24 protein-coding genes are annotated in these 19,841 nt (G+C 32.5%); 23 read left to right on the plus strand and 1 reads right to left on the minus strand.

What is annotated here, in order from left to right; genetic code table 11:
* The first annotated feature begins 205 nt into the window (after positions 1 to 205).
* Genes AC5M21_RS12720 through fabZ form a run of 12 tightly spaced genes read left to right on the plus strand, consistent with a single transcriptional unit; the run spans position 206 to position 10,344 of the window.
* Positions 206 to 430 (plus strand): acyl carrier protein, encoded by a 225-nt coding sequence (locus AC5M21_RS12720; RefSeq protein WP_008788290.1) that lies wholly within the window; start codon positions 206 to 208, stop codon positions 428 to 430.
* 43 nt (positions 431 to 473) lie between these two features.
* Entirely contained in the window at positions 474 to 893 is a 420-nt protein-coding gene (accB, locus tag AC5M21_RS12725) for an acetyl-CoA carboxylase biotin carboxyl carrier protein (protein ID WP_008788291.1), read from the plus strand.
* 9 nt (positions 894 to 902) lie between these two features.
* The gene (gene accC / locus AC5M21_RS12730) at positions 903 to 2,270 is read left to right on the plus strand and encodes an acetyl-CoA carboxylase biotin carboxylase subunit (protein WP_008788292.1); all 1,368 of its coding nucleotides are present in this window, start codon (positions 903 to 905) and stop codon (positions 2,268 to 2,270) included.
* Positions 2,254 to 3,123 (plus strand): acetyl-CoA carboxylase, carboxyltransferase subunit beta, encoded by an 870-nt coding sequence (gene accD / locus AC5M21_RS12735; protein WP_008788293.1) that lies wholly within the window; start codon positions 2,254 to 2,256, stop codon positions 3,121 to 3,123. Before accC ends, accD begins: the two co-directional genes overlap by 17 nt.
* Entirely contained in the window at positions 3,120 to 4,040 is a 921-nt protein-coding gene (locus tag AC5M21_RS12740) for an acetyl-CoA carboxylase carboxyltransferase subunit alpha (RefSeq protein ID WP_008788294.1), read from the plus strand. Before accD ends, AC5M21_RS12740 begins: the two co-directional genes overlap by 4 nt.
* Positions 4,037 to 5,023, plus strand: a complete 987-nt coding sequence (locus tag AC5M21_RS12745; protein WP_008788295.1) for a beta-ketoacyl-ACP synthase III — start codon at positions 4,037 to 4,039, stop codon at positions 5,021 to 5,023. The genes AC5M21_RS12740 and AC5M21_RS12745 overlap by 4 nt, the downstream gene beginning before the upstream one ends.
* Positions 5,010 to 5,951, plus strand: coding sequence for an enoyl-[acyl-carrier-protein] reductase FabK (gene fabK / locus AC5M21_RS12750; protein ID WP_029158251.1), 942 nt, complete (start codon positions 5,010 to 5,012; stop codon positions 5,949 to 5,951). The genes AC5M21_RS12745 and fabK overlap by 14 nt, the downstream gene beginning before the upstream one ends.
* Entirely contained in the window at positions 5,952 to 7,016 is a 1,065-nt protein-coding gene (locus AC5M21_RS12755) for an NAD(P)H-dependent flavin oxidoreductase (RefSeq protein ID WP_008788297.1), read from the plus strand.
* Positions 7,013 to 7,927 (plus strand): ACP S-malonyltransferase, encoded by a 915-nt coding sequence (fabD, locus tag AC5M21_RS12760; RefSeq protein ID WP_008788298.1) that lies wholly within the window; start codon positions 7,013 to 7,015, stop codon positions 7,925 to 7,927. Before AC5M21_RS12755 ends, fabD begins: the two co-directional genes overlap by 4 nt.
* Positions 7,920 to 8,654: a 3-oxoacyl-[acyl-carrier-protein] reductase gene (fabG, locus tag AC5M21_RS12765; RefSeq protein WP_008788299.1), complete on the plus strand. Its 735-nt coding sequence runs from the start codon at positions 7,920 to 7,922 to the stop codon at positions 8,652 to 8,654. The genes fabD and fabG overlap by 8 nt, the downstream gene beginning before the upstream one ends.
* Before the next feature lie 13 nt (positions 8,655 to 8,667).
* The gene (fabF, locus tag AC5M21_RS12770) at positions 8,668 to 9,909 is read left to right on the plus strand and encodes a beta-ketoacyl-ACP synthase II (RefSeq protein ID WP_017144157.1); all 1,242 of its coding nucleotides are present in this window, start codon (positions 8,668 to 8,670) and stop codon (positions 9,907 to 9,909) included.
* 3 nt (positions 9,910 to 9,912) lie between these two features.
* Complete coding sequence (fabZ, locus tag AC5M21_RS12775) at positions 9,913 to 10,344, plus strand: 3-hydroxyacyl-ACP dehydratase FabZ (protein ID WP_008788301.1); 432 nt, start codon at positions 9,913 to 9,915, stop codon at positions 10,342 to 10,344.
* On the opposite strand, the gene AC5M21_RS12780 is transcribed toward fabZ, so the two are convergent.
* Positions 10,322 to 11,287, minus strand: a complete 966-nt coding sequence (locus tag AC5M21_RS12780) for a biotin--[acetyl-CoA-carboxylase] ligase (protein ID WP_008788302.1) — start codon at positions 11,285 to 11,287, stop codon at positions 10,322 to 10,324. The genes fabZ and AC5M21_RS12780 overlap by 23 nt on opposite strands.
* Before the next feature lie 205 nt (positions 11,288 to 11,492).
* Here AC5M21_RS12780 and AC5M21_RS12785 point away from each other — a divergent pair, with 205 nt between their 5' ends.
* From AC5M21_RS12785 to AC5M21_RS12835, 11 genes are all read left to right on the plus strand, one after another.
* Entirely contained in the window at positions 11,493 to 11,684 is a 192-nt protein-coding gene (locus AC5M21_RS12785) for a GNAT family N-acetyltransferase (RefSeq protein ID WP_008788303.1), read from the plus strand.
* Positions 11,685 to 12,252: 568 nt separating this feature from the next.
* Positions 12,253 to 12,753 carry a DMP19 family protein gene (locus AC5M21_RS12790; RefSeq protein ID WP_008788304.1) on the plus strand — a complete coding sequence of 167 codons (501 nt, stop codon included), beginning with the start codon at positions 12,253 to 12,255 and terminating at the stop codon, positions 12,751 to 12,753.
* A 53-nt stretch (positions 12,754 to 12,806) separates the two neighbouring features.
* Positions 12,807 to 13,028 (plus strand): acyl carrier protein, encoded by a 222-nt coding sequence (locus AC5M21_RS12795; protein ID WP_008788305.1) that lies wholly within the window; start codon positions 12,807 to 12,809, stop codon positions 13,026 to 13,028.
* Between the two features lie 39 nt (positions 13,029 to 13,067).
* Positions 13,068 to 14,000: a magnesium transporter CorA family protein gene (locus AC5M21_RS12800; protein WP_008788306.1), complete on the plus strand. Its 933-nt coding sequence runs from the start codon at positions 13,068 to 13,070 to the stop codon at positions 13,998 to 14,000.
* A gap of 250 nt (positions 14,001 to 14,250) precedes the next feature.
* The gene (locus AC5M21_RS12805) at positions 14,251 to 15,072 is read left to right on the plus strand and encodes a Cof-type HAD-IIB family hydrolase (RefSeq protein WP_008788307.1); all 822 of its coding nucleotides are present in this window, start codon (positions 14,251 to 14,253) and stop codon (positions 15,070 to 15,072) included.
* Positions 15,073 to 15,085: 13 nt separating this feature from the next.
* Positions 15,086 to 15,694, plus strand: a complete 609-nt coding sequence (locus tag AC5M21_RS12810) for a PTS sugar transporter subunit IIB (RefSeq protein WP_008788308.1) — start codon at positions 15,086 to 15,088, stop codon at positions 15,692 to 15,694.
* An 11-nt stretch (positions 15,695 to 15,705) separates the two neighbouring features.
* Positions 15,706 to 16,458 carry a MurR/RpiR family transcriptional regulator gene (locus tag AC5M21_RS12815; protein ID WP_008788309.1) on the plus strand — a complete coding sequence of 251 codons (753 nt, stop codon included), beginning with the start codon at positions 15,706 to 15,708 and terminating at the stop codon, positions 16,456 to 16,458.
* Positions 16,459 to 16,467: 9 nt separating this feature from the next.
* Positions 16,468 to 17,277: a Cof-type HAD-IIB family hydrolase gene (locus AC5M21_RS12820; protein WP_008788310.1), complete on the plus strand. Its 810-nt coding sequence runs from the start codon at positions 16,468 to 16,470 to the stop codon at positions 17,275 to 17,277.
* 58 nt (positions 17,278 to 17,335) lie between these two features.
* Positions 17,336 to 17,701 carry a methylglyoxal synthase gene (locus AC5M21_RS12825; protein WP_008788311.1) on the plus strand — a complete coding sequence of 122 codons (366 nt, stop codon included), beginning with the start codon at positions 17,336 to 17,338 and terminating at the stop codon, positions 17,699 to 17,701.
* A gap of 65 nt (positions 17,702 to 17,766) precedes the next feature.
* A complete protein-coding gene (locus AC5M21_RS12830; RefSeq protein ID WP_008788312.1) occupies positions 17,767 to 18,444 on the plus strand; it encodes a TIGR00266 family protein in 678 nt (225 codons plus the stop codon).
* A gap of 30 nt (positions 18,445 to 18,474) precedes the next feature.
* A complete protein-coding gene (locus tag AC5M21_RS12835) occupies positions 18,475 to 19,404 on the plus strand; it encodes a DUF1848 domain-containing protein (RefSeq protein WP_493531503.1) in 930 nt (309 codons plus the stop codon).
* The last annotated feature ends 437 nt before the right edge of the window (positions 19,405 to 19,841 follow it).

A 19,841-nucleotide genomic window follows, 5' to 3' on the forward strand; every position in this document is an offset into this window, starting at 1 on the left:
TACATAAAGGAGAGACGATAAAATATGTCTGTATGCTTAAACAATTGTGATTAATACTTAAAAAAATATATATAAAATTTTTTAAATAAATTTCGCAAAAAGTATTTACAAACATAGAAAAGAGGTATATACTGGCATTACTTCAAAAAGTTGAAGTAATAAATTAAAAAGTTTTAAGTAAATAAAAATATAGGAGGAAATATAAATGTTTGAACAAGTGAAGGATGCATTAGTAGAATCATTAAATATTGATGGAGGAGACATTAAATTAGAGTCTAATCTAAAAGATGATTTAGGAATTGATTCATTAGCTGCTGTTGAATTATCTTTAGATTTAGAAACAGAATTTGATGTAGAAATTTCTGATGAGGAATTAGCTGCTTTAGTCAGTGTTGAAGATATTGTGAAATTAATTGAATCTAAACAATAAGCTAAGTTATCTTAGCTTATTTTTCTAAGGAGGAAAGTTATATATGGATACTGAAAAAATAAAATCAATCATAAAGATGTTTGAAGAAAGTCAAATATCTAAAATGGATCTTACTGATGGAGACATGCATATTACATTAGAAAAAGAAATGGAACCTGTAGAAGTTGTGAGAAAAGTCAAAACAGCACCTATCTATCATGAAACTGAAACCAAAGAACCGCAAATGCAAGGAACACCAATGAAAAGTCCTTTAGTAGGAACATACTATCAAGCAAGCGGTAGCAATCAAAGTCCATTTGTTAAAGTTGGTGATCATGTGAATGTAGGTGATACAATTTGTATTATTGAAGCCATGAAAGTTATGAATGAAATTAAAGCAACAACTGGTGGAACTGTTTTATCTATTAATGTCAATGATGGGGAAACTGTTGAATATGATCAAGTTTTAATGATGATAGGGTAAGGTGAGTTCATGATTGAAAAATTATTAATTGCGAATCGTGGTGAAATTGCTGTTCGTATTATCAGAACATGTAAGGAAATGGGAATTCAAACTGTAGCAGTCTATTCAACAGCAGATAAATCATCATTACATGTTCAATTAGCAGATGAAGCTGTTTGTATTGGTGGACCATTAGCCAATGATTCCTATTTAAATATGAATGCGATTATTCAGGCAGCATGTAATACAGGGTGTGATGCAATTCATCCTGGGTTTGGATTCTTGAGTGAAAATAGTCAGTTTGCAAGATTGATTATCCAATGTGGACTCATTTGGGTTGGACCATCGCCAGAGATTATTGATATGCTTGGGAATAAAGCAGAAGCGAGAAAACTCATGAAAGAAGCAGGTGTTCCAGTTATTCCAGGGTCTAAGGAAATTATTGATTCTGTCGAACATGGTCAAAATATTGCTGTGGATTTAGGTTATCCTGTTATGATTAAAGCTAGTAATGGCGGTGGTGGTCGTGGTATGCGTATTATTCAAAATAAGGAAGAGTTTGAAAAACAATATCAGAATGCCAAATCAGAAGCAAAAGCATGTTTTGGAGATGATGAAGTTTATCTAGAAAAATATATTGAAAATCCGAAACATATTGAAGTTCAAGTGGTTGGAGATCAATATGGACATGTGATTCATTTATTTGAACGTGATTGCTCATTTCAAAGACGTCATCAAAAAATGATTGAAGAAGCCCCATGTCATATACTTAAGAAAAATGTAAGAGAAAAATTATTTGAAGATGCATTGAAGGCTTGTCATCATGTTGGTTATAACAGTGTTGGAACGATTGAATTTCTTTTAGATAAACATGGAAATTATTATTTCATGGAAATGAATACAAGAATTCAAGTTGAACATCCCATTACTGAAATGATTTGTGGTATAGATTTAATCAAATTACAGTTAAAGATGGCAGAAGGGTTAAAGATGCCTTACCAACAAGAGGATATTCAACAAAATGGCTATGCATTGGAATGTCGTATTAATGCTGAAGATATGAAAAGAGATTTTGCACCTACACCTGGTAAGATATCTTTTATGCATTTACCTGGAGGGAGAGGAGTACGTGTGGATAGTGCCATGTATAATGGATGTGAAATTTCACCATATTATGATTCAATGATTCTCAAATTGATTACTTTTGCACCTACTCGTCTTGAATGTATTAAGAAAATGCGAGCAGCATTAAGTGAAGTGATTATAGATGGTATTTCAACAAATACAGAGTTTCATTATTATGTTTTACATTCTAAGGATTTTATTGATGGAAGTTATGATACGGGATTCTGTGAAAAGTTTATAAAGGAGTTGAAAGATAATGGATCAATTGTTTAAAAAGAGAAACCAAGAATTAAAAGAATTTTCAGCTTGGTTAAAGAGACACAAACCCAAAGAGAAAAAAGAGGTCCCAGATAATATCTTTAAACAATGTGATGCCTGTCATGAATCACTTCCTTATTTCTCACTAGTAGAGAATGATTATGTTTGTCCAAAATGTGGTCATCATATGAAAATTAGTGCAAGACAAAGAATTAGAGACCTAGTAGATGATGGAAGTTGGCGAGAATATTTTGAAAAAGACACATCATCCAATATAGAAAATTTTCCTGGCTATGATCAAAAACTGCATAAAGCAAAGATGACAACGGGTATGAATGAAGCTGTTATTGTAGGGATTGGTCAAATAGACAGTCAAAAAGTTGTCCTATGTATCATGGATTCTCATTTTATGATGGGGAGCATGGGCAAAGTTGTTGGTGAAAAGATTTGTAAAGGTGTTGAATTGGCAGCTAGAAAAAAATTACCACTGATTATTAGTTGTACAAGCGGTGGAGCACGTATGCAAGAAGGTATAGATTCATTGATGCAAATGGCAAAAGTCAGCAGTGCATTAAAACGATTTTCAAATCTCGGAGGTTTTTATATCACTTTGTTAACCCATCCGACAACAGGTGGCGTGAGTGCGAGTTTTGCAATGCTTGGAGATATTATTATTTCAGAGCCAAATGCTTTAATTGGTTTTGCAGGAAAACGTGTGATTCAAGATACTTTAAAACAAGAATTGCCTGAAGGATTCCAAACTGCAGAGTTTCTGTTAGAAAAAGGTTTTTTAGATATGATTGTTGAAAGAAAAGATTTAAAGAAAGTATTCTCTGACTTGTTGAGAATGCATGGAGGGAAGTTATGAGCCTCATAGATAACGAAAGAAAAATAAAAGAACTCCAAGCTCATTTAATCACATTAGAGGCTGGAGAAGAATATGATTTACTTACAAATGAAATTGATGAATTGATAAAAGCAACTTATGATAATCTCACAGCTTGGGATCGTGTTTGTCTTGCAAGACATCCCTCACGACCAAAAGCGAGTGATTTTATTGAAGGACTGTTCCATGATTTTTATGAGTTGCATGGTGATCGTTATTATGGAGATGATCAGGCTATTATTGGTGGTATCGGTTATTTCCATGATATGCCTGTAACTGTTATTGCTCAAGCTAAAGGTAAAACTTTACAAGAAAATTTAGATAGAAATTTTGGGATGTGTAATCCAGAAGGATATCGTAAAGCTTTACGTTTAGCAAAACAGGCAGAAAAATTTCATCGACCTATTATTACTTTTGTTGATACAGCAGGAGCCTATCCAGGAATTGAAGCGGAAGAGCGTGGACAGGCGCAAGCCATTGCAGAATGTTTATATACTTTTTCTGATATAAAAACACCAGTTATTTGTGTTGTGCTTTCAGAAGGTGGCAGTGGAGGAGCATTGGCACTCAGTGTTGCTGATCGCATTTGTATGTTAGAAAATGCAGTTTATTCTGTTCTCTCACCAGAAGGTTTTGCCAGTATCTTATGGAAAGATGAAACGCGTTCTCAAGAAGCTGCTGAAGTCATGAAATTAACATCTTATGACTTATATCATAAAGGTATTGTTGATTATTTAGTGAAAGAGCCAACTGGTGGAATGCAAAATGATCTCAAACTTGTTCTCCATGATTTAGATCGCTATTTATGGGATGAATTCAAAAGATTAAAAACGATGAAAGAAAAAGATATGTTAGAAAAACGTTATGAGAAATTTCGTCAGATGGGAAGAATGTCATGAATCGTATCAAAATATTAGGAAGTGGTTTGGCTAGAGGGAGTCAGAAAGTAACAAACTTTGATTTAGAAAAAAGAGTCGAAACAAACGATGAATGGATTGTTCAAAGAACAGGAATAACAAGTCGTTATATAAGTGAAACTGAAAATACCAGTGATTTAGCTGTCCGTGCATCATTGCATGCTATTGAGAATGCTGGTCTTCAAAAAGAAGATATCCAAGTCATTATTGTTGCAACAATGACACCTGATAGTATGACACCATCAACAGCTTGTTTGGTTCAAGCAAAACTAGGTTTAAATGATTATCCAATATTGGCATTTGACTTGAATGCAGCATGCAGTGGTTTCTTATATGCTTTTCAATTAGCTTGCGATTTGTTAAATCGTTATGAGCATATTTTGGTGATTGGAAGTGAAACTTTAAGTAAGATTATCAATTGGGATGATCGTAGTACTTGTGTTTTATTTGGAGATGGAGCTGGTGCAATGATTGTGACGAAAGGACAGTCACAATTATATCATTATGCCAATAGTGAAGGAGATTTAGATGGTGTTTTAAAAACTGAGGGTCTTCCTCTGGTTCATCATTTACAAAATCAGTTACCAACGGTTGGTTTTTTAACAATGCAAGGAAATGATGTTTTTAGATTTGCTGTGAGAGTTTTAAAAGAGTCCATTGAAAATGTCCTTGAGCAAGCACATTTAACAATTGAAGATATAGACTTGATTATTCCTCATCAAGCCAATTATCGTATTATTAATCATGTTGCAAAAAGAATGAAGATTGATATTTCTAAATTCTATATGAATTTACAAGATTATGGAAATACATCAGCAGCAAGTATTCCTATTGCTTATGCAGAAGCCTGTGAAAAAGGATTGATGAAAGATTGTAAGCGAGTTATCTTGGTAGGATTTGGATCTGGTTTAACTTATGGAGCAACATTGATTGATCAAGTAGGAGGAGAAGATTGTGTTAAATAAATTATTAAATATTAAATATCCCATTATTCAAGGGGCTATGGCAAATATTGCAACAGCTGAGTTTGCAGCTTGTGTTTCTCAGTGTGGTGGTTTAGGTATTATTGCGACTGGATCTTTGTCAGCAGAACAAACACGTATTGAAATTCAAAAGTGTAAGCAATTAACAAATCAACCATTTGGAGTTAATATTATGTTGATGAATCCATATGCAAGTGAAATTGTTGATGTCATTATTGAAGAAGGGGTTCCAGTTGTCACAACAGGTGCAGGAAATCCAGGAGCATATATGGCGAAATTTAAAGAAGCAGGAATTAAAGTCTTTCCAGTTGTGCCAAGTGTTGGACTTGCGAAGAGAATGGAACGTGCTGGAGCCGATGCTTTGATTGTTGAAGGTGGCGAATCAGGCGGTCATGTTGGTGAAATGACAACAATGGCTTTGGTTCCTCAAGTTGTTGATGCTGTGAATATTCCAGTCATTGCAGCAGGTGGTATTGCAGATGGTCGTGGGATGATTGCAGCATTTGCATTAGGCGCTTGTGGTGTTCAGGTAGGAACATGTTTATTGGTTGCTGATGAATGTCCAATTCACGAGAATTATAAAGAAGCAGTCATAAAAGCAAAAGATACAGATACAGTTGTGACTGGAAAAAGTGTCAATACACCTGTCCGTAGTCTTAAAAATCAAATGACAAGAGAATATCTGAAATTAGAAAGTCATATTGAAAGTCGTGAAGAATTAGAAAAATTGACATTAGGTGGTTTGAGAAAAGCTGTTCATGATGGTGATGTGAAAACAGGCTCAGTCATGATGGGACAGATTGCTGGAATGATTCAAGAGAAGAAACCTATGCAGCAAATTTTAAATGAAATGATGGAATCAACAGAAGCAGTTTATCAATCATTATCAAAAGTGATGGAGGAAATCTAAATGATTCAAATACAAGATAAATTTTTAAATATTCCTCTTATCCAAGGTGGTATGGGGGTTGGTGTATCGCTTTCTTCATTGGCAGGAAATGTTGCCAAATGTGGTGGTATGGGTGTCATCAGTGCTGCTCATCCAGGTTATAATTTTGAAGGTTTTAGAAAAGACCCAACAGCAACGAGTTGTCGTGCTATCAAGTATCATATTCAACGTGCTAAGGAGATTGCTGAAGGTAAGGGACTGATTGGGGTCAATATTATGGTTGCAGGAAATGGCTATGAAGAATTGGTCAAAGCATCTGTTGAAGGTGGCTGTGATGCGATTATCTCCGGTGCAGGACTGCCATTAGATTTACCAAAGTACGCAAAAGGAAAAGCCTTGCTTGCTCCCATTGTTTCAAGTGGAAAGGCGGCCAGATTGATTGCGAAAGTATGGGAAAAACGTTATCAGTATACACCGGATTTTGTGGTTATTGAAGGAAGTAAAGCAGGTGGACATCTTGGCTTTAAAAAAGAAGATTTATTAGCTGGAACTTGTCAAAAACTTGAAGATATTTTAGAAGATGTCAAAAAAGAACTCGCTCCTTTTCAAGAAAAATTTAAAAAATCAATACCTATCTTTGTTGCTGGTGGAATTGATTGTGGAAAGAAAATAGCTGAGTTTATCAAAAGAGGAGCAAGCGGTGTTCAAATTGCAACACCATTTATTGCCACTTATGAATGTGATGCATCTCAAGAATTTAAAGATATGGTTATCAATGCAACGAAAGAAGATATTGAACTTGTGAAAAGTCCAACTGGCTTTCCTGGTCGTGCCATTGTCAATGAATTTGTTAAGAAAACAAGAAATCGTGGAAATGTTTGTATGAAAAGCTGTTTGGATTGTATGATTCCTTGCAATCCAAGTGATACACCTTATTGTATTAGTGAAGCTTTAATTCAAAGTGTTTCAGGAAATGTCAATAATGGTTTGGTCTTTGTTGGAACACAGGCGGCTGATATTCATTGCATGAAACATGTTCATGAATTGATTCAAGAGTTGATGCAGGAAATGGAGGACAATTTATGAAAATAGGATTTATATTTGCTGGTCAAGGGGCTCAGTATGTTGGAATGGGAAAAGAACTTTATGATCATTTCCCAGAAGCCAAAGCTGTTTATGATCAGGCATATATTGATATTGATGTCAAGAAGGTATGCTTTGAAGGACCAGAAGATATTTTAAATGAAACATCTTATGCGCAGCCATGTATACTGACAACATCACTTGCAATTGCTAAAGTTGTAGAAGCACATGGGATCAAACCAGATTATGTTGCTGGATTATCTTTGGGGGAATATTCAGCCTTAGCTTATGCAAATGCAATGAGTATAAGTGATGCCGTTAAAATTGTTAGAGCTAGAGGTCAAATTATGAGTGAAGCTTTACCAGCTAAAACAACATCTATGGCTGCTGTTTTAGCTATGGAAGCCAAAAAGATTCAAGAAGTGATTGAAGATATTGATGGGGTGACAATTGCCAATTATAATTGTCCAGGCCAAATTGCGATTACAGGTTATAAAGAAGCTATTGAAGTCGCTTCTGAAAAATTAAAAGAGGCTGGAGCAAAGCGAGTGATTCCATTAAAGGTATCAGGGGCATTTCATTCACCGCTATTGGAAGCAGCTTCACAAAAATTAAAAATAGAATTAGGGAAATATGATTTAAATGTACCTGAAATACCAGTTGTTTATAATATTTCTGGACAAGAAGAAAATGGGAATCTTATTGATATATTAACAAAACAAATCAAATCAAGTGTTTATTTCTATCAATCATTACAATATATGATTGGACAAGGTGTAGAAGCTTTTATTGAAATAGGTCCTGGAAAAGCATTAAGTGCATTTGTGAAAAAGACAGATAGAAATATTCCAGTTTATAGTGTTGATAGTATAGAAAGCTTAAACAAAATGTTAGGAGCGTTAAAAGATGAATAAAGTTGCAGTAATTACGGGTGCAAGTCGTGGTATTGGGAAAGCTATTGCTTTGAAGTTTGCTAAAGAAGGGTATCGTGTTGTGATTAATTATCGTGGAAATGAAGAAAAAGCGAATAAAGTGAGACAGGAATGTATGGCACTAGGAGTTGATGCTATGCTTTATCAGGCTGATGTCTCTCATTTTGAAGAAATGGATGCTATGATGAAAGCTGTCAATGAGAATTATGGACGGATTGATGTTCTTGTGAATAATTCAGGGATTACAAAAGATAACCTTTTATTAAAGATGAATACTGAAACGTTCATGGATGTTATTGATGTGAATTTAAAAGGGACTTTTCATTCAATAAAAGCTGTATCGCGTATTATGATGAAACAAAGATCAGGTGTTATCATTAATATGGCAAGTGTTATAGGGTTAATTGGAAATCCTGGTCAAGCCAATTATGCAGCAAGTAAAGCAGGTGTGATAGCTCTCACAAAAACAGTTGCAAAAGAGTTGGCACCAAGACATATACGTGTCAATGCGATTGCACCAGGTTTTATTGAGACTGATATGACAGATGTTTTAAATGAAACAATGAAAGAAAATATCTTAAAAAATATTCCATTACAAGCAATGGGAGAAGCAGAAGATGTTGCAAATCTGGCTTACTTTTTAGCCAGTTCAGATGCGAAATATATTACTGGCCAAGTCATCAATGTTGATGGCGGTATGGTGATGTAAGGAGGAGTTCATGATGGAAAAAAGAAGAGTTGTTATCACTGGAATGGGTGCTGTTTCACCAATTGGAAATACAGTAGAACAAACATGGAAAAGTATTCAAGATCAAGTTTGTGGAATTGATACGATTACTCATTTTGATACAACAGATTATAAGGTCAAACTTGCTGGTGAAGTGAAAGAATTAGATATGGAACTGTATTTTACCAAAAGAGAGTTGAAGTTTAATGATCGATTTACACAATTTGCTAGAATTGTTGCCAAGCAGGCTATTGAAGATGCTCATTTGAATTTAGAAAATATTAATCAAGATCGTTTTGGTGTGATTATTGGTTCAGGTATTGGTGGTGTTGAGTCAATTGAAAAAGCTGAACAATCTTTAATGAATAGAGGACCCTCTAAGGTGTCTCCCTATTTCATTCCTATGACTCTTATTAATCTGGCAGCGGGTAGTGTTGCGATTGATTTAGGGGCAAAAGGACATGTTTCTTCAGTTGTGACTGCTTGTGCAGCTGGGACAAATGCGATTGGAGAAGCGTTTCATAAAATTAGAGATGGTTATGAAGATGTGATGATAGCTGGCGGAAGTGAAGCTTCAATTACACCATTAGCTGTTGCAGGATTTGCTTCTATGAAAGCCCTGCATACAGGTGAAGATAAAAATCGTGCCTCTATTCCTTTTGATAAAGACAGAAGTGGCTTTGTTATGGGGGAAGGTGCAGCAGTTCTTGTCTTAGAAGATTTAGAACATGCCAAAAAACGTGGAGCCAAAATTTATGGTGAAGTTGTTGGCTATGGAGCAACTTGTGACGCTCATCACATCACAGCTCCATTAGATGATGGTAGCGGTGGTGGAAAAGCAATGCTTGCAGCTATGCGTGATGCATCTTTAAAACCTAAAGATATTGACTATATTAATGCCCATGGAACAAGTACACCATTAAATGATAAAACAGAAACAGCAGCAGTTAAATATGCTTTTTTAGAAAGTGCTCAAAATGTGAGTATATCTTCTACAAAATCGTATACTGGACATTTGTTGGGTGCAAGTGGGGCATTAGAGTCAGTTATTTGTATAAAAGCATTACAGGATGGATATTTACCAGCTACAATTCATTATCAAGAAAAAGATGAAGAATGTGATTTAGATATTATTGCGAATGATGCTAAAGTCAAAGATATTCATTATGCTATGAATAATTCACTTGGATTTGGTGGTCATAATGCTTCATTAATTTTTAAGAAGTGGGAGGAATAAAAGATGTTATATAATTCTAATGAAATTCAACAGATCATTCCTCATCGTTACCCATTTTTGTTAGTTGATTGTATTGAGAGTATCAGTGAGGATGGGAAAACAATTATTGGCAGAAAATGTGTAACAGCTAACGAAATGCAGTTTTTAGGACATTTTCCAGATAAACATGTCATGCCAGGAGTACTTATTATTGAAGCACTTGCTCAAACTGGATGTGTACTGCTTCTTTCTAAAGCAGAAAATAAAGGGAAGATTGGATATTTTGCTGGTATCAATAAAGCAAGATTTAAAAAGCAAGTCATTCCAGGTGATGTCTTAACTATGAAAGTAACTTTAACAAAAGAAAAAGGCGGAATCTATTTTGCCGCCATTGAAGCCAAGGTTGAGGATCAAATTGCTGTTGTTGGTGAAATTATGTGTGCTGTTGGTGATTAGTTTTACGAATACTTACTTCACCAGATTTTAAAATCTTTTGTTTGCCATCAACAAGCAATGTTAAACTTGCATCATCATTAATTGATGAGACATAAGCAGGATAAGATGTATTATTTTCATAAACAGTTATGTCCTGATGAAGAACATATGAGTATCGACGATAGTCATCTAAAAAAGATAAATAAGAAAGTTTTGTATAATCATCATAGAAGATATTTAAAAAATCTATGATGATTTTTTGTCGCTGCGCTTGTTTGTCACAGAAATCTTCTAAACATCCTGCAATATGCTGTAAATCAGCAGGCATAGGGTCATGATGAACATTGATGCCAATACCTACAATCATAGTTTCTATTTGTGCGGTATTCATATCTATTGTTGCCTCACATAGTATACCTGCAACTTTGAAATCATTGATCATAATATCATTAACCCATTTGATCTGTGGTGATAATGGATAGTTTTTTTGAATAGCTTTTATTGCTGCAACTGCACAACAGGCAGTGATTTTTAAAGAATCATAAATAGAAAGAGTAGGTTTTAGCATAAAGGAAAGATAAATACCTTTTTGCTTTGGTGAGTAAAATGATCTTCCATTTCTTCCTTTTCCATTTGTTTGAGAATCAGCAATAATGATGTCTCCTTGCTGATAAGCATGTGATTTCATATGCTGATTTGTTGACTCAATTTCATCAAAATAGTCAATGTTTTGATAAAAAGGATGAAGTTGTTTTTTGATATCATCAATAAATATAATGTCATTATTTTGTGTTAAGCAATATCCTTTTTTTGTAGATGTTTCTATTTGATAGCCTTTCTCTTTTAAACCTTTTATATAGGTAGATATTGTCATCCGTGAGACATGAAGTTTTTCACTGATGTCTTGTCCGGAAATGTAATGACCTTGATGATTTGTTAGTATTTTTAATATTTGATTTTCCATGTCTTTATTATAACGAATAATCTTATGATTTTAAAGAACAATCACATCAATGACGACTTTATAACCATTGTTATCAGAGAAAATACATATCAATGACTTAATGTAAAATTAAGTTGTTCTATACAATAGAAAAGAAAGTATTTCTATTCAATTAGAGATAACTTTTTAAATGTTATTTAATAAAGCAAAGAAGGGTGGTAGAATTATGGAGTTATGTCAGAGTCCTGAAAATGTTTCGTTATTATTTGCTCGATGGCGAGCAACACTTATTTATTCTTATTTACAGGGATGTATGGGAGAGTGTTATGTGAATGAAAATGATAATCCCAAGTCTGTCCAAATTGTAGTTGCTGATTTTGTTTATTATGCTAGTATTCTAAATATAGAATTGGTTTGAAACATTCATTGTGATTTCAGCATTGCTGTACCACAAACTGAAGAATGGTCAAGCTTAATTAAAGAAGTTTACGGGAATCAAGCCATTAAAAAATAGATATGTTTTGTTAAAAGAGGGAAACATATTTGATAGGGAGTATTTGGAATATATTGTTCAACAATTGAATCAATCATATGAAATAAAAAATATAGATGCAAATTTATGTCAACAAATTTTATCATCCTTTTCATGATTTATGTTCACAATTTGAGAGTGATGAAGATTATTTAAAACACGGATGAGGTGTCGTCACTCTTGATCATGGAGAAGTGATTGCAAGGGCATCTTCTTACACATATTATAATGATGGAATTAAAATAGAAATTTGTATCCAAGTTGAGATACTCATAATAAAATATCATTGGCTCTTGCTGAAAAATTAGATTATCATTTTGATAGAGCATATCCTGTATATGAAATTACAAATCCAGCTTTCTAATAATCTTTATTCATATTTATAAAACAAAAGATAAACTATACATTTGTGATGAGAAAGTGTAAAATAGTAATAAGAAATGGGGACGATAGAATGGCTACTTATGAAGATGCTTTAGATAATGTGACATTGCAGGCAAGTAAGATTGTTGCCCGTAAAAATACTGTTAATCTTGTTGAAGATTTGTATAATGTCATTTGTGAAAAGTGTGAAAATGGTGATTTCATAAATGAGCTTAATGGTATTGAAAGAGTTTTTTATCTTTGTCAAACATTTAGTCTTGAAATGAATAATGGTGGAATTCACCATTATTATGAAAACAATGCTGGAAACTTTGCTAATGAAACAGTTGAAGCATTAACTGCAATTGGAGCGACCCACACTGCATTGATTTTAGATAAAGGAAACGGTCTCTTTAAAGAAGGCGTTGTTCCTGAGGATAGAGAATCTAGAATTGAAGAATTAGGGAGTCTTGATTATTCTGAAGTGACATGGTTATTTGATGAACTGGATAATCAGTTTTATGAGTATAATGATGATATATCAGCATTAAATTTAAAATATGTTTTAATAAATAAAGAAGCATTCATGTAAATGTTGTTATTTGTGAAGAAAATAGATATAATATGGACAAGAGGTGAATATGAATGGATTATTTTGACAAGATTAAGGATAGACTAAGTAGTAAATTAAAAGGGAAAGAATTAATGAAGGAATCTTCATTTAAAGAATTAGGAATTGATTCTTTAGATTTAGTTGACTTGGTTTTTGAATTGGAAGAAGAAATTGGCGTTGAATTTCAAGATGAAGAGTTGTTGAAAATTTCAACAGTGCAAGATCTTTTAGATTTAATTGATTCTAAGAAATAGGGGATAGTGTATCCTCTATTTTTGTTTAGGAGGGAGTATATGATTTATCAAGTAGACCATGAAAAACAAGCGGTATCTATTCAAAACATTGAGAATGAACATATGTATATAGGAATGATGACATTAGATGAATTAAAGGATTGTCATCATTATTTTGGAATTTCTCAAAGATCTATTAGGAGATGTGAGGAAACATCATCATTAAATCAAAATATTATTATTCCACATAATACTTATTATTATGGATTAATTAATTTAATTAATGCGAGAGATGTTTTTGTTAAAAAAGATTCACTAGCGTTTTTCATATTTAAAAATCTTTTTTTAGTTGTTGTTTTAGATGATGAAGATAAACATATTAGCGAAGTTTTTCAATCATCAAGTGACTATGTTTTAGAGCGTGGTGTTTCTATTACGCGATTGGTTTATTATTTTTTAAGTGAATTGATTTCTAAAGATTATGAATATATTGAAGAATTACAAGAAGAAATAGAAGAGTTGGAAAGCCAAGATGATGAAGAAAAGTCTTTAACATTTACAAACAGTTTAAGACAATTAAATAAAGAATTGTTATTGCTTCGCACTTATTATGATAATCTTGTTATTATAGGTGAAGAATTGCAAATGAATCATCACCATGTTTTTGAAGAAGATGATATGCGTTATTTTGAAATCTTTACAAGGCGAATAGAACGTTTTGCTGATAATGTTCAAATGTTAAGAGAATTATTAAATCAGGCAAATGAAGCTCATCAATCTAAATTAGATTATAAGCTCAATAAGACAATGCAGTTTTTTACTGTGGTCACGACTATATTTATGCCTTTAACTCTCATTGCTGGCTGGTATGGAATGAATTTTACCAATATGCCAGAACTTAGGGCACCATATGGATATATTACAGTTATAGGTGTAAGTATAATAGTTGTTGTATCACTTGTTTTTTGGTTTAAGAAAAAGAAATTTTTTTAAAAGGAGTATAAAAAGAGTTTGTTCTTATCTAAGAATAAACTCTTTGTTATTTTTTTGTCAATAAAAATGAAATATATAAATATATATTGAAAAATACTTGTCAGATGAGATGAATGACTATATGGTTTAGTATAAATAAGATATAATAGATTTATAAAGTTTTATAATGAGAAAATAAATATCTAATTGAGAAAAAAACAAGGTGTCATTCTTAAAAAAGAATATAATGAAAACATATAGGAGGAAATTTATGAAATATCAATTAATCGCATGTGATTTAGATGAAACTTTATTAAATAGTCAACATACAATCTGTCAAAGGAACATAGATCTTATTCAAAAAGCAAAAGAGATAGGGGTTAAGTTTGTTCCTGCAACAGGAAGATTATATACTGCTGTTGAAGATGTTTTAGAGATGCTAGGTTTAGCAAATCAGACAGATGAATATGTATTGTCTGCAAATGGTGGGATTATTTCAGAAAATAAGAATCATCGATTACTCAAATGTGAGAAACTTACTTTTCAAAAGGCAAAGGAACTTTTTGAATTTGGAGTGGATAAAGATGTCTGTATACAAATGCATACATTAGAAGGCGTTTATCTTTATCATTTAAATGATGATGAAAGGAAAAGAGTAGATGGTCAAAAATTCAAATATACAGTTCTAGAAGAAGATAACATAGATTTTATGAAAGATTTTCATATTATCAAAGTGCTTTATCAATCAACGGATATTCCATATTTAGAAGCATTAGAAAAACAAATGATTGCTATATTTGATAAACAAATATCTGCGAGTTATTCATCAGGACGTTATCTAGAAATGAATAAAATTGGTGTTAACAAAGGTCAAGGACTTATTGATTTAGCAGAGATTCTTCAAATACCTATTGAAGCAACAATTGCAGTTGGTGATCATTATAATGATTTAGATATGTTGAAAGTTGCTGGTTTATCAGTTGCTGCAGGAAATGCAATTGATGATATTAAAGCTGTTTGTGATTATACAACTCAAGCGAATCATAATGAAGGTGTCGTAGCAGAGTTAATTGAAAAGTTTATTCTTGAATAGAGGGGGCTTTTTTATGGATCAATTCTTTATTGAGATTTATGAGAGTATTGTTTATCAATGGATTGTTATGAATCAGAATACCTATAAAAAAAGTGGTATTCACTTTCATATTGATCAAAATGATCCTAATAAGCTTGTTTTTATCAGTGATGAATTGAAAGGGGATATTTATTTTTGGACAAATCATCATATTATTGAAGAAACGATTGTTAATAAAGATGGTGATATTACGTTTTATCTTCATTTTAGAATTATTAATCTTGCATCAACAAAGAAATTTATACAAGATTTTATAAATCAATTAATGTATAGTCAGCAACCTAAACGTATTGGGATGAGTTGTAGTTGTGGCATTACATCTTCAGTCTTTGTAGAAAGAATTCAAGAATTAAGTCAGATGTTACATCTGCCATATTCTTTTGAAGTCGTTCCCATCTATTCTATAGAGCAAGTTTACTCAAAATATGATATGATTATATTAGCACCACAAACATCATATTTAGAGCCTAAAATAAAAGCAATCTGCCATAAGGAATGTTATATTATGAGTATAGATGCTTCTGTTTTTGCAACAAGTAATTATCAACAGGCTTTAATTATGATACAGGAGACATTGGGATAGGGAGGAAGACTATGGATATTGTTATTTCTAGAATACTTAAATATTTAAATGGTTGTTTAGATAATGACCATATGTATCAAATTGGTTTGTTCATTGTTCGTCATTATGTTGATATGGAAGATTATTCTTTAGAGCGGTTAATGAAAGAAGGTCAATTTAGTGAAGCAGAGGTTTTAGACTTTTGTGTCCACTTAGGTTTTCATACATATGAAGATTTCCAAGAACAATTATTGGCCGATTATATGTTACGTATCTCACAAATTCGTGCAAGAATGCTTGGAACATCAGCAGAACAGATGTTAGAGCAGTTAGATATATCTTATTCACGCGATGAACTGGTGCAAACTCTAGAAACAATTTGTGAATATATTTTTAAACATCGTCGTGTCATTATTATTGGGGCTTTATATCCAATGAGTATTGCAGTTGATTTTCAGACAGATTTTATTACTTTTGGTAAAGAAGTTATTGAATTTCATCATTTTGATAAAGATTTTCGTTTTCAAGAAGAAGATCTTGTTATGTTTATAAGTGCGACAGGTAGAACTTTGGATGCTTATATAAAGGAAAATAAAGATTTGAATATTTGTGATGCAAATATTGTATTGATGACACAAAATGTGAAGTATCGAAATTTTGAAAATATATGTGCAGATTATGTTATTCAAGTTCCAGGTAAATTTGATGGTATTCAGTTTAATTATCAAATTATGCTGTTGTTTGATATTTTAAGAATTTATTATTATCAAAAATATTATATTTAGGAGTAGTATATGAAAAATATAAAAGCAATTATGTGTGATGTGGATGGTACATTATTAACAGATGATGGTGTGGTTTCACCATTCACTATAGAAATGATTAAAAGAGTCAGAGAAAAAGGGATTTTGTTTGGATTATCAACAGGAAGAGATGTTAATAGTGTACAAACATTACTAAAAACATGGGGAATAGATGGTTTGGTTGATTCTATTGTGGGAACAGGTGGTGCTGAAATCTATGATTATGTAATGAATGTAGAAAAGTCAAGTTATCCTTTAGCAGGAGCACTTATTCAAGATATTATTAAACATTTTGAAGATATGGATGTGAATTTTGCGATTCCTTATGAAGGTATATTATTTGCTCCTCGAGATGACCGTCATATTCAGATGTTAGCAACTGCTGATAAAGTTCCTTATCAGGTTGTTGATTTTCAAGAGTTCCTAAAAGAACCTAAACCAAAATTGATTATTATTTGTGATCCTGAATACATGGATAAAGTGATTGAGAGAAGTGAAACTTTCTCAAATGATCAATACAAATCATCGTCTTTAAAAACTGCCAGCGTCCTTTATGAATACATGGATCCAAGAGTGACAAAGACCCATGGTTTAGAAGAAGTCATGGCGATGCATGGATTTTCAATGAAAGAATTATGTATATTTGGTGATGCAGATAATGATTACGATATGACATTGAATGCTGGAGTTGGTGTTGTCATGGCTAACGGCAGCGAAAAAACCAAAAGTGTTGCTGATTATATCACGGATGATAATAATCATGATGGTATTGGTAAATTTATTGAAAAATATATTTTATAGCTTTAATGATTTCATTAGAGCTTTTTTTCTTATATAATGTTTAATGAGGTGATTTATAATGAATATAGCATTAATTGCACATGATGAAAAGAAATCAGAAATGATTGAGTTCGCAAAGAAACATGAAGATATCCTAAAAGAACATCTGCTTTATACAACTGGAACAACAGGATTGCGTATTATGGAAAATACGCAATTAAAAGTCCATCGTTTTTTATCTGGACCTTATGGTGGAGATCAACAGATTGGAGCATATGTCGCTGAGGGGAAAATCAATCTTGTTATTTTCTTTAGAGATCCTTTAACTGCTCAACCACATGAACCAGATGTAAGTGCACTAATGAGACTATGTGATGTTCACAATGTTCCATTAGCTTCTAATAAAGAAGCAGGAGAATTATTATTAAAAGGAATCTTGAAATAAATAATCAAAAATAATTCTCATTTATTTGAATATCATGTAAAATGAAAGTATAGGAGGAATAAAATATGGAATATGAAATTAAGGGAGTTCCCCTTCCAGTCGTTATTTGTTATCTAAAAAAGGGTGATGTTATGCTAAGTGATAGTGGTGCTATGGCTTGGATGGATCCATGTATGGAAATGGGAACAACAAGCAATGGTGGAATTGGAAAAGCTTTTGGGAGAATGTTTTCTGGCGAAACAATGTTTTTGAATTCATATACTGCTAATGCAGATGGTAAAATTGCTTTTTCATCATCTTTCCCAGGTGAAATTAGAAAATATGATATTGAACCAGGTAAAGAAATTGTTATTCAAAAATCTTCATACTTAGCGAGTGAACCAACTGTTGAAAGAACAATCTTCTTTAATAAAAAAGCCATGACAGGTATTTTTGGAGGAGAAGGTTTTATTATGAATAAACTTTCTGGAAAAGGAACCGTTTTTGTTGAAATCGATGGTGCAACAGTTGAATATGATTTGGCACCTGGACAAAAGATTGTTGTAGATACAGGATATGTAGCTGTGATGGATGCCACTTGTACCATGACTACACAATCAGTTCCAGGATTAAAAAATAAGATGTTTGGTGGAGAAGGATTCTTTAATACAGTCGTGACAGGTCCAGGACATGTTGTTTTACAGACAATGCCAATCTCTGCAATTGCGGGTAGTCTTGCTCAATTCTTCCCATCTGGAAAATAAGTCATACATTGTATGACTTTCTTTTGATTTATGATTATAAATGCAAGTTCAAGAACAGATATACCAGCTTACTTTAGTGATTGGTTTTTCCAACGTCTTAAAGCTGGATATGTCTATGTGAGGAATCCTTATTATCCAAACCAAATTACCAAATATATACTTAATCCTGAAGTTGTAGATAGTATTGTTTTTTGTACCAAAAATCCACATCCAATGTTATCCAGATTAAAATTGTTAAAAGATTATCACCCTTATTTCTTTGTAACAATAACCCCTTATGAAAAAGAGATTGAACCTCATGTTCCATCTTTTCAAGATGTTATTTATGATATTCAAGAACTCTCTTTAAGCTTAGGAAGCCATAGTGTAAGTTTTCGTTATGATCCTATTTTCATAAATCAATATTATACGATAGAAAAGCATATTCAAACTTTTGATATTATCACAAAACAACTAGAGGGATATACACATGAATGTGTTATAAGTTTTATTGACCTTTATGAAAAAACAAAAAAGAATTTTCCTGGTATTCAGGAAGTCTCATTGAATGAACAGCAATATTTAGCAGAAGCCTTTGCAAAAATTGCTGCTCAAAGGGGAATTCATATCAAGACATGTGCTGAAAAATTAGATTTAAGTGAATATGGAATCACTCATGAAGGGTGCATTACCCGTCAAATACTAAAAGATGTGACAGGATATCCATTAAAAGAGTTGAAATCGCAACCTTTAAGGCAGGGATGTCATTGTTATCCAAGTCGTGATATTGGTGAGTATGATACATGTTTACATGGCTGCATCTATTGCTATGCTAATGAAGACAAACAGTTGGTACAAGAGAAATATAAAAGACACGATCCATCGTCACCATTACTCATTGGTCATATTCATTCTGACGATGTGATAAGCTTAGCCAAGCAAGAAAGTTATATAGAAAGACAACTCTCATTTGATTTATAGAAATGAGCATAAATACCGAAACTTTGAGGGATGTCTGTAAGTTATTCATGATGTCTTTTTGAAACTAATACACAAAAAGATCTTTGGCTGTGTTTGCCTTGTCCACAATGTCATTCAATGCATAATTGAGATATAAATGTAGCAAAGAAAGCAATCAATGGATTATCTGTATAAATAAACAATAGATTAAGGTATGCTCAAGGAAAGTAAGTGCGAGTCATACTCAACATCAAAATGAAATCTTATAAGATAAGGATAAAATACCATGTTTTGCTAATGAGAAATTCATAGAAAATAAGTCCATATATAATAAATTCAGGAAAAAGAGATGTGAAGAAGTATAAGCAAGATAACAGGAAGTTTAAAATATTATTCTTTGTATTGAAAAGTATAATATTCTCTGATGAGATTTGTTTGATGAAATATAATTAAATTGG

The sequence above is a fragment of the Coprobacillus sp. genome (assembly GCF_984815275.1).